A 15,658-nucleotide genomic window follows, 5' to 3' on the forward strand; every position below is an offset into this window, starting at 1 on the left:
TGTTGCTGACGAGACCTCGGTCAGCGTCTGTTGACCTCGCGCCATGCGGCAAAGTCGGTCAGGGTCTGAGGATCGGTGGCGGGATAGAGGCCCAGGATCGAGCGGCCCTTCAACACCTCCTCCTGAACGAAATCCTCGAAGGCCGTCATCTCGACGGTCTCGTTCGCAATCTCGTCGGCGAGGTGCGCCGGGATCACCACCACGCCCTCGCCGTCTCCGACGACGACATCACCCGGCCAGACCGGCACGTCGCCGCAGCCGATCGGCACATTGATGTCGAGGGCCTGATGATGCGTGAGGTTCGTGGGGGCCGAAGGACGGTTGTGATAGGCCGGGATATCGAGACGGGCGATCTCCGGCGAATCCCGGAAGCCGCCATCGGTCACCACGCCGGCCACGCCGCGCTTCATAAGGCGGGACACCAGGATGCCGCCGGCCGATGCCGCACGCGCATCCTTGCGGCTGTCGATGACCATGACGGCGCCGGGAGGGCATTCCTCGACGGCCTTGCGCTGCGGGTGAGCGCGGTCCTGGAACACGCTGATCGGGTTCAGATCCTCGCGGGCCGGAATGTAGCGCAGGGTGAAGGCCTCCCCCACCATGGTGCCGAGACCGGGATTGAGCGGGCGGACATCCTGGATGAACTGGTTGCGCAGGCCGCGCTTGTAGAGAGCGGTGCAGAGCGTCGCGGTGCTGACGCCTTTGAGCTTCTCACGGGTTTCGGGGTTCAGGGCCATGGTGCTTGTCTCCAATCGTCAGAAGATGGCGGGCTCGCCCACGGGCGCGCCGAAGCTCGTTTCAAGGAAGTCGAAATCGCAGCCCTCATGGGCCTGGCGAATATGGCGTGTGAACATCCACCCGTAGCCGCGCTCGTAGCGCGGTTCCGGCTTCACCCAGGCCGCGCGGCGGCGCTCGATCTCCTCGGCGGGCACGTCGAGAATGATCGTACGGGCGGCGACGTCGAGCGCAATCATGTCGCCGTTTCTCACCAGCGCCAGCGGACCGCCGACATAGGATTCGGGCGACACGTGCAGAATGCATGCGCCATAGCTCGTGCCGCTCATGCGCGCGTCCGACAGGCGCACCATGTCGCGCACGCCCTGCTTCACCAGCTTCCTGGGGATCGGCAGCATGCCCCATTCGGGCATGCCCGGACCGCCCTGAGGACCGGCATTGCGCAGGATCAGAACATGGTCGGGCGTGACGTCGAGGGTCTCGTCCTCGACGGCGGCCTTCATGGAGGGGTAATCGTCGAACACGAGAGCTGGGCCCCGATGCTTCAGGAAGCGCGGGTCACAGGCGCTCGGCTTGATCACGCAGCCGTCGGGCGCGAGATTTCCCTTGAGCACGGCGAGCGCGCCTTCGGCATAAATCGGATCGTCCACCGTTCGGATGACGTCGTCGTTGTAGACCTCGGCCCTCGCGATGTTCTCGCCCAACGTCCGGCCGTTGACGGTAAGGGCATCGAGATCAAGATGCTCCCTGATGCGGGTCATCAGCGCAGGCAGCCCCCCCGCATAGAAGAAGTCCTCCATCAGATACCTGTCGCCGCTCGGGCGCACATTGGCGATGACGGGAACCTTGCGGCTGGCCGCTTCGAATTCTTCGAGGCCGATGCTCTGCCCCGCCCGGCGGGCCTGCGCGATGAGGTGAATGATGGCATTGGTCGAGCATCCCATCGCCATCGCTACCGCGATACCGTTGAGGAACGCGCCCCGTGTCTGAATCCGATCGGGCGTCAGCTCCTCCCACACCATTGCGACGATGCGCCGGCCGCATTCCGTGCTCATGCGGATATGGTTCGAATCCGCGGCCGGGATGGAGGAGGCGCCGGGCAAGGTCATGCCGATGGCCTCCGCGATGGCCGTCATCGTGCTGGCGGTGCCCATCGTCATGCAGGTGCCGTAGCTTCGGGCGATGCCCGCTTCCATGTTGAGCCAGTCCGCATCGGATATCGTGCCGGCACGGCGCTCGTCCCAATACTTCCAGGCATCGGAACCCGAGCCGAGGATCTTGCCCTTCCAGTTCCCGCGCAGCATCGGCCCTGCGGGAAGATAGATCGCGGGCAGCCCTGCGCTCGTGGCCCCGAGCAGCAGGGCCGGCGTGGTCTTGTCGCAGCCTCCCATGAGCACCACCCCGTCCACCGGATGGGAGCGCAGCAACTCCTCCACGTCCATCGCCAGCAGGTTGCGATAGAGCATGGTCGTCGGCTTGACGTACTGCTCCGCCAGGGAGATTCCGGGCAGCTCGACCGGGAATCCGCCCGCCTGGAGCACGCCGCGCTTCACATCGTCGACGCGCTGCTTGAAATGGGCATGGCAGGGATTGATGTCCGACCAGGTGTTGAGAATGGCGATCACCGGGCGGCCTGCCCAATCCTCGGGAGCATAACCCATCTGCATCATGCGGGAGCGATGGCCGAAGCCGCGCAGATCGTCGGGCGCGAACCAGCGTGCGCTGCGCAGCGCATCGGGTGATTTCTTGGCGGACATGAGGAGATCCCTGTTGAATGGTCAGGAGGGGGACGGAGCCGGGCGAAAGCTCAGCTCTGGAGCCCCCATTTCCGGATGGTCTTGCGCTCGATGGTCCTGAAAATCAGGTTCTCGACGATCAGGCCGATGATGATGACGGTCAGCAGGCCCGCGAAGACGGATGGAATATCGAGCAGGTTGCGGTTCTCGAAGATGAACCAGCCCAGTCCGCCCTGCCCCGACGACACCCCGAAGACGAGTTCAGCCGCGATCAGGGTGCGCCACGCGAAAGCCCAGCCGATCTTCAGCCCCGTGAGAATCGAAGGAAAGGCGGCGGGAACCAGGATCCTGAAGACATAGGACAATCCCTTGAGCCCATAGTTGCGTCCCACCATGCGCAGCGTCTGCGACACGCCCAGGAAGCCCGAGTGGGTGTTGAGCGCCACTGCCCAGAGAACCGAGTGAATGAGGATGAAGACGAGACTGCCGTTGCCGAGACCGAACCAGATCAGCGCGAGAGGAAGCAGCGCGATGGCGGGCAGCGGGTTGAACATCGCCGTCATCGTCTCGAGGAAATCCGTACCGATCCGGGTGTTGATGGCGAGGATCGTCAGGATCGCCGCAAGAGTCACGCCGGAGACATAGCCCATCAGGAGCACCTTCAACGACGTCCAGGCTCTCATCGGGAGCGTGCCGTCCGCAATCCGGTCGACCATCGTGGACAGGGTGTCGGAGAGCGTGGGGAAGAGAAGCGGATTGTCGAGGTACCGACCATACACTTCCCAGGCGATGCCGAGAAAGGTGATGATCACGCACTTGCGGACGAAGCCGTTCCCCCAGACGAGCTCGAAGGTGCTGAGCTTGCGCTCCACCTCGCCCGTATGCGCCTGGGTGGGGGCGGTCTCCGCGCGCATCACGATCTGTGCATTGCTCATGAGCGTCATCCCTAATGTGCGCCTTCTTCCGCGAAAAGAAGCTCGTGGATGTGTTTTTCGAGCTGGCCCGCGCTGCCGTCGGTCGGCGAGACGCGATCGACATCGTTCACCTCGGCCTTGACGCGACCCGGATGGGGCGACAGAAGCAGGATGCGGTTACCGATCTTGATGGCTTCGGCAATCGAGTGGGTGACGAAGAGCACCGTGAACTTCGTGTCCTCCCACAATTGCAACAGCTCGTCCTGACAGGTGCGGCGGGTCAATGCGTCGAGTGCCGCGAAGGGCTCGTCCATGAGCAGAATGTCGGGCTCCATGGCCATGCCGCGGGCAATGGCCACGCGCTGCTTCATGCCGCCCGAGAGGGTATGCGGATAGGAGTTGACGGCGCGGGTGAGATTGACCTTCTCGATATAGGCGCGGGCCTTGTCCTCGGCCTCCTTCCGCGGCAGCTTGCGTGCGACGAGGAGCGGGAACATGACGTTCTGCAGCACGGTCTTCCATGGCAAGAGCTGGTCGAACTCCTGAAAGACCATCATCCGGTCCGCGCCGGGCTCCGTGACCTCACGCCCCTTGATCCGGATTTTGCCTTCACTCGGATTGAGGTAGCCGCCGACGGCCTTGAGCAGCGTGGACTTGCCGCAGCCGGACGGTCCGAGCAGCACGAAGCGGTCCGATCGATTGACTTGAAAGCTGACCCTGTCGGTTGCTGTCACGAGAACGCTAGGCGTCTTATAACGCAGCGTCACGCCACTGACGTCGAGAAGAGCGGTCATGATGAAACCCGAAATGACATTGTGGGTGTGCACCTCGCAAAGAGCGAGGCGCACGCGTTCGGTCAGCTGCCGCTCAGGTCGTGGGCAATCGGCAGGTAGAAATCCTTCCAGGAAGCAGGCTTCGTCTTGAGCGTCCCGATCTTGTAGAGGTGCTCGGCGAACTTCATCGTCCCCTGCGGCTGAAGGTTCCACTCCATCATGCCGGGCTCCTTGAGCCATGCGAGCAGGTCCTCGGCGCTCGTCTTGTCGCCGGTGATTTCCTTGTAGATGTCGACGGCTTCCTTCGTATTGGAGCGGATGAAATCCTGCGCCTCCTTGGAAGCGGCCCGAACCGCCTCGATGACTTTCGGATTGGCCTCGGCGAACTTGGTCGTCGTGAAGAACTGTCCTTGCGTGAGCGGCCCACCGATGATGTCGGGCGATTGCAGGATGATGCGCGCGCCCGGCACGGTCTTCATCTCGATGTACTGGAAGGGCGGCGCTGCGAAGTGGCTCTTCACCTCATGCTGCGGGTTCGTCATGGCGACGACCGCATCAGGATGACCGAGCTGAACGGTGTTGGCATCGAGCTTCGACCACTGATCCTCGCCGAATTCCTTGGCGCTTGCCATCTGCAGCAGAATGGCCTGGGTCGAGACCTTGACGGTCGGCACCGCAATCTTGTCGCCAGCCCCGAAATCCTTCAGCGACTTGATCTTGGGATCGTGCGTGACCAGAGCCAGCGGCTGGGCGGATGTGGCCACGATGCCCTTCACGCCCCCCTTCGTGCGGTCCCAGAGCAGGAGCAGATTGCCGACGCCGGTATTGACCATGTCGACGCCGCCCGACAGGAGCGCGTCGGTCTGGGCCCCGCCGCCGCTGAAGGTCACCCACTTCGTCTTGAGTTCAGGCAATCCAAGCTGCGCCGCATGCTTCTCGATCAGATGCTGCTTCTCGATGACATGGGTCGGCAAATAGAGAATGCCGGGCTGACGGGTGATCGAGATCTCGTTCTTTTGCTGGGCCTGAGCGGCCCCTGCGAGCGCAAGCAGCCCGACGGCGGCTGCAATTCCGGCGCCGAGGCGCCTCATCTGCTTCTTCATGGTGCTTCCTCATCATGGCCCCTCTTGGCGGGGGCTTGGGGACAATCCGGCGATTCCGTTCCGGCAACTCATACACTAATGCATTAGTACACAGGCGGCAAGTATGCTATAGAGGCTCAACGAACGATCAGGTTATTCGACATGGCGTCATCGAAAGCAGCATTGAAGCAGCACCTCCCTCTGCGATCCACCGAGCGTCTGGAGCGTGGCCGGCAGGCAGCCCCTCAGGTCTTCGAGCGCCTCAGGGAAGCCATTCTGTCCCTGGAACTCACCCCGGGAACGACCCTGTCCCGGACGACGCTCGCGGGTCAGTTCGGGGTCAGCTCCACCCCGATTCGGGACGCTCTCATGCGGCTCGAGGAAGAAGGTCTGGTCGATGTCTTTCCGCAGCATGCGACGGTCGTCAGTCCCATCGACCTGACGCTCGCCCATCAGGCCCATTTCCTGCGGCGCTCGCTGGAACTGGAGATCGTCCGAAGCTTGGCCCTGAAGCCGGACCCGCGACTGATTGCCCGCCTCAAAGGCATCCTGGCGCAGCAGCAGGCCCTCATGGAAGCCAACGACCTGCAGGCCTTCGAAGTGGCGGATCAGGATTTTCACCGGCACCTCTATGAGGCGGCCCAGATGCAGGATCTCTGGCAGCTGGTGCGCAGCCGCAGCGGACATATCGACCGTCTGCGCCGCCTCAACCTGCCGACGCCCGGCAAGATCGAGAGCATTCTGCGGCATCACAGGCTGATCGTAGAGGCCATCGCCGACGGCAAGCCCGGCGACGCCCAGCAACACCTGCGCGATCACCTCTCGGGCACCCTCTCCCATGTGGACGAGATCAGCGCACGCTATCCTGGCTATGTGAGGAAATAGCCCCCGGTCTGACTCGACTTCGTGTCAGGGCTCGGAAATTCGCCCGCTGAGACGCATCCGTGACACAAAATGGCCGCCGATGTCATGGATAGCTTCGCCCCAAGGACGACAGGGATACTGCACACTTGGGCACCGGCATCATCACCACCGCGCTTCTCATCATCATCGGCTACATCGTCATCACCAAGGTCATCGGGATCGCCTTTCGCCTGGTCGTGCCCGTCGTCCTGATCATTCTTCTCGGAGGCGCAGGCATCTTTGCGGAGTTGTTGCCGCAAAGAAGCCCGGACCAGGACCTCACCCATCGCCACCAGCCATACGGCCAGGACCGCAGCGCGCCGGAGGCTGTCAGCCGCTTAGGGGACATCCGCCTTCGCGACATCGCCGATACGGTCGTCGACGCGACCCGATCCGTCCTGCGGCACGTCGCGGCTCTTCTGGACTACGCTGTGGATGACGAGCGACCGGAGCAATTGCCGCTCTATTCCGATCCCCGTTTCCGGCGCGACCGGTTCGGCGATACCGAGCGTCCTACCTACGGCGAACCCGAGGCGTGGGACGGCGCGCCCCGGCCCGGGCGTACCTATTGAGACGTCTGGCACGACAATCTCTCGGCATGCCCATGAGGAATCTATTTCACCCGCAGACGATCAGCGGCGGAAGATCAGGCTGAGGTTGTGCGCGGGCATGGGAACGCGCTCGATCAGTCTGAGACCGTGGGCATCTGCAAGATTCACCACCTCCTCGAGGTCGCGGACCCCCCATTCCGGATTGCGGCGTCTCAGATCCTGGTCGAAGGCCTCATTGCTTGGCGCTGTTTGAACGCCGTTTTCCTTGTAGGCTCCGTACAGGTAGAGCATGCCTCCCACCGGCAAGACACGGCCCGCACCGGCCATGAGCCCCTGGGTCGCCCGCCAGGGCGAGATATGAACCATGTTGATTGCCACGATGGCATCGGCTCGCTCCACCGGCCAGCCTGCCGCGGCGGCATCAAGAGGCAGCGGAGCAAGGAGATTGGGCAACCCCGCAACCGCCCGATGAGCCGCGATGCTGCTCAAAGCCCGCTCATCCCGGTCGGTGGGCTGCCAAGTCAGGTTCGGCAGGGCTCCGGCAAAATAGACCGCATGCTCGCCCGTTCCGCTGGCGATCTCCAGAACGGTTCCGGTCGGAGGCAGGAACCGTTGCAGGACGGCAAGGATCGGATCGCGGTTTCGCGCCGCCGAGGGAGCCGTCAGGGCTCCGGTTGCGTTCTGTGCATGCGTCATTTCATCCTCACATTCTCCGAACCTGTCCCTCACGACCGCTCAAGGCCGGATCTCGACCGTACCGTCAAGGCTGACCTGCTCAAAATCGGAAATCAGCAGTTCGACACGCACCCGCCACGCCCCGGGAACGGGCAAAACGAGCCCCTGAACGTGCCATGTTCCATCGGCCGCTTTCACGGCACGCCGTTCCATCGGCTCGATCCCGGCCTGCGGCTGCGCCAGCGTGACCGTCACCTCCTTCGGATCGAGCGGCGCAAAATCTCCTGTCATCAGCGATAGGCTCATCGTCACCGGACCAACCCGCCCCGATGACAGCGAGAGCTCGGCCACGGCCTGAGGAGCATGAATGTGCATGGTCACCGACTGAACGGCCGCAACCATGAGAGCTCGCGGCGGCGGAGTGAAGCGCCAAGCCGCCACCAGGCCGAGGATCACGACAGCAAGGCCGATCTCACCCATGATGGAGCGGATCAGATAGCGCGCTCCCGCGTCCTTTCGGCCAAGCATGGGGGTCAGTCGCTGCCGGTTGAGGGCCGCCAGCGCCAGCAGGCCCCCGACGGCCGCCATCTTGGCAAGGAAGATCCGGCCGTAATCCGTGGTGAGCAAAGCGGCCGGGCGCTCGATCTGCACGATACTCAGGAGAATGCCTGCCGCGATCATCACGCCAACGGAGGGAATGGCCAGGGCCGAAAAACGCTGGACGATAGGCAACGCCGCGCCTCGAAGATCGCGCACGATGAGCGCAAGCGGCACCAGCGCACCGACCCAGAACGCGGCGACCGTGCCGTGGACGAACACGGAGGGGCGCGTCAGCCATTGCGGCGCGGCGGCGCTGGCATGGCCGCTCAGCGCCAAAGCGAGACCTGCCCCGCCAAGCCCGATCAGGGCAGCCGACCTCATGCCGAAGCGCATCCCGCTCCAGGCGCATGCCAGCGCGAGGACGGCGGCTCCCACCGTGAGGCCATAGGATGTCTCAAGACCCTCACGCCAAGGATGGAATGCCAAGAGAGCGGAAAGCGGCTCGCCCAGAGCATCGAGCCCCTGCAGGCCGACAGACAGAAAGGCCGCAGCGAGCCCCAGGCCGATGGCCGCTCTCACGGTCGCGCGGGAAGCCGGTGTCGTGGCTTCGCGCCCGATCCAGGTCGTGAAGAAGGCACCGCCCGCACCCGCGAACAGACCGAGATAGAGCACGAGCCGCGTCAGCCAGATCGCATCTGCCAGGGATGAGCTTGCCAGGGATGAGCTGCCGGCCGACACCGGCTCTCCCGGCGAAGCGGTCGGGGCACCGATGGAGAAGACGAGCGAGCCCCCGACCGGATGACCGTCGGACGATATGATCCGGTAGCTCAGAACCTGCGTCCCTCGAGGAAGTCCCTGAGGCAGGTGGACCGTGATCGTCTGGTCCCGGGTTTCGTTATGCAAGCCGTCATGGGTCACGCCGTTGGCATCGACGAGACGAACGACGAGCGGCGTGATGGGCTCGCTGAAGCGAAGACGGACACTCGCTGGTGCGGTGGGGACGACCGCACCGTCCGCGGGCATCGTTCCGATCAGAGAGGCATGCGCCTCGGCCCTCCCGCCCGCCGCGAGGACACAGACGAGGGTCAGGCAGCAGAGGATGTGGCGCAGCCCGATCATGGCGCGCCCCGGAATATACCGATCGTCGGCTGGGACATCCAGGTCATCTATCAGTCGACCGCTTTGGGACGCAGCTTCACGCCGGGCGCGGGAGACTTGTAGTCGTCCGCGCTCCTGCCTTCCGCAGGAATCTCGATCCAGCGTTCAACTCCCTTTTCGCATTCCTGCACGACCGGGAAGTACAGAATCGTATCCGGCTTCAGGCTGTCGGTCAGATACGCCTGGAAGACGAACTCGTCATGATGCCTGTCGGGCAGCTTGCCGGTCCAGACGATCTCCCGCACCCCTTGCGTGATGGGCCTGCCGTTGTCATCGTAGGGCCGCTTGTAAGGGCCCTCGATCGTGTCCGTCTTCCAGCCCGGCTTGGGCATGGGCTCGACGGCGACGACGCCCTCCGGGATCTGAACGCGAATCTTGAGCGTCGGCGAGCCTCCGCAGCCATGGCCGACCCGCATGACGGCCTTGTAGGTCGAGCCTACCTGGGCACTCGGGGCTTCAAGGGTCACGTGGGCGAGAGCCATGGTCGCCGACACCCAGAGGATCGCGGAGGCGGCAATGCCGCAGACAAGTTTCGGAAACATCATTTCGCCTCGTGGAATCCGAATAGGAAATGGAGTGGACCTGCTCAGATCAAGGCCATGAACGCGCGGGTCCTGGGGGCCGTTAGGTACTGTGGCGTTCTCGACAGGCTTCCATGCGCAGTATGGGATTAACACCCTCGCGTGTCTCGTATACGCTGTATGAAACATATCAGATGCTGTCCTGGCGCTGTCGTCATTTCCATCCAGCCAGGCCCATGCAGCCAAGCCGCTGCTGCGGAACCGTCGGCGAGGCCTTGCGCCGTCGACACCTGTCGACTGTTCGGCCGCCGGCATGGCTGCATCAAGCCGCAACGGAGATCTCTATGCGGATAATCTACGCCTCGCGAAGCGGCAAAGCCGGTCCGGCCCCCCTCTGGAGCATAGCGGTCAAGCTCGCCCTGCTGCTCCTGAGCGCCGCCATTGTGCTGGCGGTGATGCTGATCGGCTTGTTTATCGTCCTTCCCGTGATGCTCGTCGGCGGCATTGCCCTGTCCTTCTACCTCCGGCGGAAATCGCGCCAAGCCCGGCGTGCCGCGCCCGAGACCGGCGTGATCGATGCGGAATATACCGTCATCGAGCATGACCGGAGATGACTTTGGCCGAATTCCCGGGATGACGGGCCAGTCTTGAACTCGGCCCTTTCACCCCCCACCTTTCGGAGACCAGGGTCCGGGCCCTCTGACAGCCTGTCCAGGCTGTGATGTCGGACTCTCTCACCTGAGGAGCGATGAACCCGCTCCGCGTCTGGGAGACGGCTGTGGAGTCCTGTTCCGATCCGCGTGTCTTCGACGCCATCGGCATTCGTATGGACGAGACGAGAGGAGGGCGCGATAGCCCTACCTGGTTTCTCGGCCATGCCTGCCCGTCCTCCGGACCCTCTCTCAGGCCATGGCCGGTTCCGGTGACCCCACGATTTGAGGCCCCCTTCTCGATAGGAAAGCAACCCTTATGAACACCCCGAATACCGGACCTGACTTTCGCAATCTCGCGATTGTGGTCGCGGTAATGGCGCTGCTGGCCATGTTCCTGTTTCAGAGCATGCCTTCACAGCAGTCCGATCAAGTCCCTTACTCAGCATTCGTGACAGCCGTCGATCAGAACGAAATTCGCTCGGTCACGATCCAGGGGCAGGAGGTCGTTGCGGAGCGCTCGTCCGGCGGTCGCATCACAACCTATGTTCCCCAAGGGGCCAACCTGATCGCTCAGCTTCAGCAGAAAGGCGTCGTGATCAAGGCCGAACCGCCGCCGCAGCCCAGCCTTATCGGCAGCCTTCTCCTATCGCTGCTGCCGCTCGCCCTGATGATCGGGATCATGGTTTGGATGTCCCGCAAGGCCATGGGCCAGCAGGGCGGTGGCGGCCTGCTGTCGATGGGCAAGTCGAAGGCGAAGCTGCTGACGGAGGCGCATGGGCGGGTGACGTTTGACGACGTGGCGGGGATCGACGAGGCCAAGGAGGACCTGCAGGAGGTGGTGGAGTTTCTGCGCGATCCGCAGAAGTTCCAGCGTCTGGGCGGGCGGATTCCACGCGGCGTGCTGCTGGTCGGCCCGCCCGGCACCGGCAAGACCCTGACGGCGCGCGCGGTGGCGGGCGAGGCCAATGTGCCGTTCTTCACGATCTCGGGCTCGGATTTCGTCGAGATGTTCGTCGGCGTCGGCGCGAGCCGGGTGCGCGACATGTTCGAGCAGGCCAAGAAGAACGCGCCGTGCATCATCTTCATCGACGAGATCGACGCGGTCGGGCGCCATCGCGGCGCCGGCCTGGGCGGCGGCAACGACGAGCGCGAGCAGACCCTCAACCAGCTGCTGGTCGAGATGGACGGGTTCGAGGCCAACGAGGGCGTCATCATCATCGCGGCCACCAACCGGCCCGACGTGCTCGATCCGGCGCTGCTGCGGCCGGGCCGCTTCGACCGCCAGATCGTGGTGCCCAACCCGGACGTGACCGGGCGCGAGAAGATCCTGCGGGTGCATGTGCGCAAGGTGCCGCTGGCGCCCGACGTCGACCTGAAGGTGATCGCGCGCGGCACGCCGGGGTTTTCCGGCGCCGATCTGATGAACCTGGTCAACGAGGCGGCGCTGCTGGCGGCGCGGCGCGGCAAGCGCATCGTGACGATGCGCGAGTTCGAGGACGCCAAGGACAAGGTGATGATGGGGGCCGAGCGGCGCACCCTGGTGATGACCGACGACGAGAAGCGGCTGACCGCCTATCACGAGGCCGGGCATGCGATCGTGGCGCTGAACGTGCCGGCGACCGACCCGGTGCACAAGGCGACGATCATTCCGCGCGGGCGGGCCCTGGGCATGGTGATGCAGCTGCCTGAGCGCGACAAGCTGTCGATGAGCTTCGAGCAGATGACCTCGCGGCTGGCGATCATGATGGGCGGGCGGATTGCCGAGGAGATGATCTTCGGCAAGGAGAAGGTGACCTCGGGGGCGCAGTCGGACATCGAGCAGGCGACGCGGCTGGCCCGGATGATGGTGACCAAGTGGGGGTTTTCGCCGGAGCTGGGCACGGTGGCCTATGGCGAGAACCAGGACGAGGTGTTTCTGGGCATGCAGATGGGGCGCCAGCAGAACGTGTCGGAGGCGACCGCGCAGAAGATCGACTCGGAGGTGCGGCGTCTGGTCGAGACCGGGCTCAACGATGCGCGCACGATTTTGACCGAGAAGCAGCAGGATCTCGAGGCGCTGGCGCGCGGGCTGTTGGAGTACGAGACCTTGACCGGCGAGGAGATCCGCAACCTGCTCGACGGGCAGCCGCCGGTGCGCGATGCCGGCGGCGACAGCGCCGCCCCGGCGCGCGGCTCGGCCGTGCCCTCGACCCGCACCGGGCGGCCCAGAGAAAACGACGGGGGGCTGGTCCCACGGCCCCAGAACTGAGTGCTTAAGATCCAAGGCGCATGTGGCCCAGCCCCATGCGCCTTCGTTTATCCGGTCTCGCGATCGGCGGCCCTCTTGCAGATCGCAAAGCTGCTCACCACCTCATCCTTGCCTTAGGGTCCGGGCCCCTCTGGCGAGCGGGTCGCCGCTCGCGATGTCGGACTCCTTCTCTTGCCCTTGCGCCCACGAGCGCGACCGCAACTGGAGGATCCGATAATGGATTCCACCCTCGTTCCGACGACGCATCCCGGCATCTTTCCTGTCGGAGGCTCTGCACGCCTTCGCGATCGGACTTCCCCCACACCTGAACAGATGAGCGACGCCACCGTTCCGGCTCGCTGCGGAGCGGGACAGGAGATGCTCGCCCCGCTTGCACAGGCATGAGACCGCGGGCTCGAATTTTTCGATATTCGCCCCGGATGAAGACACCGACCTGCATCGTATACCTCACATGAACGACGCCAAGCACACGGATGTCATCGGACTGCTCGAGCCTTTGCGGCGCTATGCCCGTTCTCTGGCACGGGACGAGGCGCATGCCGAGGATCTCGTGCAGGACACCCTCGTCCGCGCCTATGAGCGGCGAAGCTCGTTCCGCTCCGGGGGGAACCTGCGAGGCTGGCTTCTCTCGATTCTGCACAACACCTTCATCGACACCCGGCGCCGTCGGGCGGCGGAATTCCGCCGCCTGGAGCAGGCGGCCGCCCTTGCGGACACGGCCGCTCCGCCCGAACAGGAAAGCCGTGTCAGGCTTCAGCAGGTCCAGGCGGCTTTCATGAGCCTGCCGGACGAGCAGCGGGCTGCCCTGCATCTCGTTGCCATCGAGGGACTGTCCTACCAGGAAGCCGCGAACGCCCTGAAAATCCCCGTCGGCACCCTCATGTCCCGCCTGGGCCGCGCGCGCGCGGCGCTGCGGGGTTTCGAGGCGGGAGCCGATCTTTCGCAGACGCCCGGCGCCAAGCGGCCAAGCCTGCGCATCGTAGGAGGATCCAGTGTCTGACCCCATCACCGAAGCGGACCTTCTCGCCTATGTGGATGAGCAGCTCGATCCTGCGAGGAGGATCGAGGTCGAGGAACACCTTGCCCGCGACCCCGAAGCCGCCACCCGGATCATGGCCGACCTGAAGGATCGCGACGCCCTCCGGCTGCTCCATGCGGTTCCCCTGCCCCGCCCTGCGGAAGCGATGTTCGCGGCGGCGACAAAGCTCGAACGTGCCCTTGGCTGGCAGGCCTTCGGGCTGAAGCTCCGCCGGGTTGCCGCCGTCGCGGCGCTCGTCGGGTTTGGATGGTTTGCCCACGGGCAGGTCGGCCTGGGGATCTCCGACAGCGAGGCCTCGCCCAAGCCGCCCGCCTTCGTGGAGGATGCCCTGCATTCCCATGAGACGGGCCTTCTGCGCGCCCGCATGACCTCGCAAACCGGTGTCGGAGCCTACGACCCCGCCGAAATTCTGGCCGAGACCGGAATCCAGCTCCCGGCGCTGCCCAAGGATTGGCAGGTCCGCGACGCCCAGGTCTTCCCATCCCGATATGGGCACAGCATCGAGGTCGCCATCGATGCCGGCGATCTCGGCCGGGTGTCTCTCTTCGCCGCGCAGGCTCACGCCTTCAATGTGATCGCCCCCACGCTGGCCCGCTTCGACACGGCGAAGGCCGTGTATTGGCAGACCGGCCAACTCGCCTATGCGCTGACCGGAACCGGCAGCGACAAAGCCCTTGAACGGGCAGCCCTGCGGCTGTCCCGCAAGCTTCAGTAAACCTCGGAGATATTCATGAACACACCCTATGCCTGGCAAACCGCCACGGCCCGCACCAGCGGCGCCCTGTTCGACGAAGGCCTGCGCCAGCACATGCTGCGGGTCTACAACTACATGGGCATCGGCCTTGTCGTGACGGGACTCGTGGCGTTCTTCGTCGCGTCGACTCCGGCCCTGTACGTTCCGATCTTTCAGACGCCGCTCAAGTGGGTCGTGATGCTGGCGCCGCTCGCCTTCATCTTCTTCTTCTCGTTCCGCATGGACCGGATGACGGCGGCGTCCGCGCGCACCGCCTTCTTCGCCTTCTCGGCCGTGATGGGCCTGTCGCTGGCCTCCGTATTCCTCGTCTTCACGGGCACCAGCATCGCCCGCACATTCTTCATCACGGCGACCATGTTCGGCGCCACCAGCCTCTACGGCTATACCACCAAGCGGGACCTGTCGAAGTTCGGCTCCTTCATGATCATGGGTCTGATCGGCGTCATCATCGCCTCCCTGGTGAACATCTTCCTCGCGTCGAGCGCCCTTCAGTTCGCGATCTCGATCATCGGCGTGCTCGTGTTCACGGGGCTGACCGCCTACGACACGCAGTCGATCAAGGAGCAGTACGCCGAGAGCTTCGGTCATGAGGCCAACAACAAGATGGCCGTGTTCGGGGCCCTCTCCCTCTACCTGAATTTCATCAATCTGTTCCAGCTGCTTCTCAGCCTCACCGGGCAGCGGGAAGAGTAATCATCGTCCATTGCCAGAAAGGATCGAATTTCATGGACCATCAGGACCGTCAGGCCATTGAGCAGCTCTTCGGCAAGATCGACCAGGTCGAGCGCCAGTCCACGCCCCCGGACGCGCAGGCGGCGGATTTCATCCGCTCCCGGATCGGCCAGCAGCCGAACGCGCCGTATTACATGGCTCAGACCATCGTGGTGCAGGAACAGGCCCTGAGCGCCGCCCACGGCCGGATCCAGCAGCTCGAACATGAGATCGCCAGCCGTCCGGCGGGCGGCGGCGGGTTCCTGTCCGGCCTCTTCGGCGGCGGACAGCCGCGTCCGCAGCCGCATCAGCCCTATCAGCCGCAGTCGATGCACGGCATGTCGCCCCAGGCGCCCCACATGGCTCCCGGCATGGGCATGGCGCCCGGACGCGGAGGCGGCGGCTTCCTGGCGGGAGCGGCGCAGACCGCCATGGGCGTCGCCGGCGGCGTGCTCCTGGGCAACATGATCGCCAATGCCTTCTCGGGAGGGGGTGAGGCGAACGCAGCCGAGTCCGGCCAGGCCGAGCCGCAACAGGCGGCAGCCGAGGATTTCGGCGATGCGGGAGGCGACTTCGGCTTCGACGAGGAGATCTGACGGGAGCGGGCGTTGCCCCGATCATGACGCCGGGGCCGCGTCCATTCTTGAGAATTGCCGTTCTGCCGG

Annotated in this window: 16 protein-coding genes; 8 read left to right on the top strand and 8 right to left on the bottom strand. The window is 64.6% G+C overall.

Annotated elements, in window-relative coordinates; all coding sequences use genetic code 11:
• Positions 1-20: 20 nt before the first annotated feature.
• The 5 genes from AB8841_RS27065 to AB8841_RS27085 all read right to left on the bottom strand — a co-directional run bounded on the left by AB8841_RS27065 (position 21) and on the right by AB8841_RS27085 (position 5,249).
• Positions 21-737, bottom strand: a complete 717-nt coding sequence (locus AB8841_RS27065; RefSeq protein WP_370438826.1) for a ribonuclease activity regulator RraA — start codon at positions 735-737, stop codon at positions 21-23.
• Positions 738-755: 18 nt separating this feature from the next.
• A complete protein-coding gene (araD, locus tag AB8841_RS27070) occupies positions 756-2,492 on the bottom strand; it encodes an L-arabinonate dehydratase (protein ID WP_370438827.1) in 1,737 nt (578 codons plus the stop codon).
• Between the two features lie 50 nt (positions 2,493-2,542).
• The gene (locus AB8841_RS27075) at positions 2,543-3,385 is read right to left on the bottom strand and encodes an ABC transporter permease (RefSeq protein ID WP_370439386.1); all 843 of its coding nucleotides are present in this window, start codon (positions 3,383-3,385) and stop codon (positions 2,543-2,545) included.
• A gap of 32 nt (positions 3,386-3,417) precedes the next feature.
• A complete protein-coding gene (locus tag AB8841_RS27080) occupies positions 3,418-4,179 on the bottom strand; it encodes an ABC transporter ATP-binding protein (protein WP_370438828.1) in 762 nt (253 codons plus the stop codon).
• 62 nt (positions 4,180-4,241) lie between these two features.
• Positions 4,242-5,249 carry an ABC transporter substrate-binding protein gene (locus tag AB8841_RS27085; protein ID WP_370439387.1) on the bottom strand — a complete coding sequence of 336 codons (1,008 nt, stop codon included), beginning with the start codon at positions 5,247-5,249 and terminating at the stop codon, positions 4,242-4,244.
• Between the two features lie 153 nt (positions 5,250-5,402).
• On the opposite strand from AB8841_RS27085, the gene AB8841_RS27090 reads away from it, so the two are divergent.
• Positions 5,403-6,125, top strand: coding sequence for a GntR family transcriptional regulator (locus AB8841_RS27090; RefSeq protein ID WP_370438829.1), 723 nt, complete (start codon positions 5,403-5,405; stop codon positions 6,123-6,125).
• A gap of 125 nt (positions 6,126-6,250) precedes the next feature.
• Positions 6,251-6,715, top strand: a complete 465-nt coding sequence (locus AB8841_RS27095) for a hypothetical protein (RefSeq protein WP_370438830.1) — start codon at positions 6,251-6,253, stop codon at positions 6,713-6,715.
• A gap of 60 nt (positions 6,716-6,775) precedes the next feature.
• Here the strand turns inward: AB8841_RS27095 and AB8841_RS27100 are convergent, their stop codons facing one another.
• Genes AB8841_RS27100 through AB8841_RS27110 form a run of 3 tightly spaced genes read right to left on the bottom strand, consistent with a single transcriptional unit; the run spans position 6,776 to position 9,612 of the window.
• Entirely contained in the window at positions 6,776-7,390 is a 615-nt protein-coding gene (locus tag AB8841_RS27100; protein ID WP_370438831.1) for a DUF938 domain-containing protein, read from the bottom strand.
• Between the two features lie 39 nt (positions 7,391-7,429).
• Positions 7,430-9,028: a copper resistance CopC/CopD family protein gene (locus AB8841_RS27105; RefSeq protein ID WP_370438832.1), complete on the bottom strand. Its 1,599-nt coding sequence runs from the start codon at positions 9,026-9,028 to the stop codon at positions 7,430-7,432.
• A gap of 50 nt (positions 9,029-9,078) precedes the next feature.
• On the bottom strand, positions 9,079-9,612 hold the full coding sequence (locus AB8841_RS27110; RefSeq protein ID WP_370438833.1) for a YcnI family protein: 534 nt from the start codon (positions 9,610-9,612) through the stop codon (positions 9,079-9,081).
• Positions 9,613-9,932: 320 nt separating this feature from the next.
• Between AB8841_RS27110 and AB8841_RS27115 the strand changes: the two genes are divergently transcribed.
• The 6 genes from AB8841_RS27115 (at position 9,933) to AB8841_RS27140 (ending at position 15,589) form a co-directional block, all read left to right on the top strand.
• Complete coding sequence (locus AB8841_RS27115) at positions 9,933-10,202, top strand: hypothetical protein (RefSeq protein ID WP_370438834.1); 270 nt, start codon at positions 9,933-9,935, stop codon at positions 10,200-10,202.
• Positions 10,203-10,557: 355 nt separating this feature from the next.
• On the top strand, positions 10,558-12,489 hold the full coding sequence (gene ftsH / locus AB8841_RS27120) for an ATP-dependent zinc metalloprotease FtsH (RefSeq protein ID WP_370438835.1): 1,932 nt from the start codon (positions 10,558-10,560) through the stop codon (positions 12,487-12,489).
• Between the two features lie 451 nt (positions 12,490-12,940).
• Positions 12,941-13,489: a sigma-70 family RNA polymerase sigma factor gene (locus tag AB8841_RS27125; protein WP_370438836.1), complete on the top strand. Its 549-nt coding sequence runs from the start codon at positions 12,941-12,943 to the stop codon at positions 13,487-13,489.
• Positions 13,482-14,243, top strand: coding sequence for an anti-sigma factor (locus AB8841_RS27130; RefSeq protein WP_370438837.1), 762 nt, complete (start codon positions 13,482-13,484; stop codon positions 14,241-14,243). The genes AB8841_RS27125 and AB8841_RS27130 overlap by 8 nt, the downstream gene beginning before the upstream one ends.
• A gap of 15 nt (positions 14,244-14,258) precedes the next feature.
• Positions 14,259-14,975, top strand: coding sequence for a Bax inhibitor-1/YccA family protein (locus tag AB8841_RS27135; RefSeq protein ID WP_370438838.1), 717 nt, complete (start codon positions 14,259-14,261; stop codon positions 14,973-14,975).
• Between the two features lie 32 nt (positions 14,976-15,007).
• Complete coding sequence (locus AB8841_RS27140) at positions 15,008-15,589, top strand: DUF2076 domain-containing protein (RefSeq protein ID WP_370438839.1); 582 nt, start codon at positions 15,008-15,010, stop codon at positions 15,587-15,589.
• Positions 15,590-15,658: the final 69 nt, after the last annotated feature.

The organism is Microvirga sp. TS319 (genome assembly GCF_041276405.1).
Lineage (GTDB): Bacteria > Pseudomonadota > Alphaproteobacteria > Rhizobiales > Beijerinckiaceae > Microvirga.

Excerpts from the sequence above, each read along its gene's own strand:
- AB8841_RS27065 (WP_370438826.1), bottom strand. The coding sequence starts at position 737 with ATGGCCCTGAACCCCGAAACCCGTGAGAAGCTCAAAGGCGTCAGCACC.
- araD (WP_370438827.1), bottom strand. The coding sequence starts at position 2,492 with ATGTCCGCCAAGAAATCACCCGATGCGCTGCGCAGCGCACGCTGGTTC.
- AB8841_RS27075 (WP_370439386.1), bottom strand. The coding sequence starts at position 3,385 with ATGCGCGCGGAGACCGCCCCCACCCAGGCGCATACGGGCGAGGTGGAG.
- AB8841_RS27080 (WP_370438828.1), bottom strand. The coding sequence starts at position 4,179 with ATGACCGCTCTTCTCGACGTCAGTGGCGTGACGCTGCGTTATAAGACG.
- AB8841_RS27085 (WP_370439387.1), bottom strand. The coding sequence starts at position 5,249 with ATGAGGCGCCTCGGCGCCGGAATTGCAGCCGCCGTCGGGCTGCTTGCG.
- AB8841_RS27090 (WP_370438829.1), top strand. The coding sequence starts at position 5,403 with ATGGCGTCATCGAAAGCAGCATTGAAGCAGCACCTCCCTCTGCGATCC.
- AB8841_RS27100 (WP_370438831.1), bottom strand. The coding sequence starts at position 7,390 with ATGACGCATGCACAGAACGCAACCGGAGCCCTGACGGCTCCCTCGGCG.
- AB8841_RS27105 (WP_370438832.1), bottom strand. The coding sequence starts at position 9,028 with ATGATCGGGCTGCGCCACATCCTCTGCTGCCTGACCCTCGTCTGTGTC.
- AB8841_RS27110 (WP_370438833.1), bottom strand. The coding sequence starts at position 9,612 with ATGATGTTTCCGAAACTTGTCTGCGGCATTGCCGCCTCCGCGATCCTC.
- AB8841_RS27115 (WP_370438834.1), top strand. The coding sequence starts at position 9,933 with ATGCGGATAATCTACGCCTCGCGAAGCGGCAAAGCCGGTCCGGCCCCC.
- ftsH (WP_370438835.1), top strand. The coding sequence starts at position 10,558 with ATGAACACCCCGAATACCGGACCTGACTTTCGCAATCTCGCGATTGTG.
- AB8841_RS27125 (WP_370438836.1), top strand. The coding sequence starts at position 12,941 with ATGAACGACGCCAAGCACACGGATGTCATCGGACTGCTCGAGCCTTTG.
- AB8841_RS27135 (WP_370438838.1), top strand. The coding sequence starts at position 14,259 with ATGAACACACCCTATGCCTGGCAAACCGCCACGGCCCGCACCAGCGGC.
- AB8841_RS27140 (WP_370438839.1), top strand. The coding sequence starts at position 15,008 with ATGGACCATCAGGACCGTCAGGCCATTGAGCAGCTCTTCGGCAAGATC.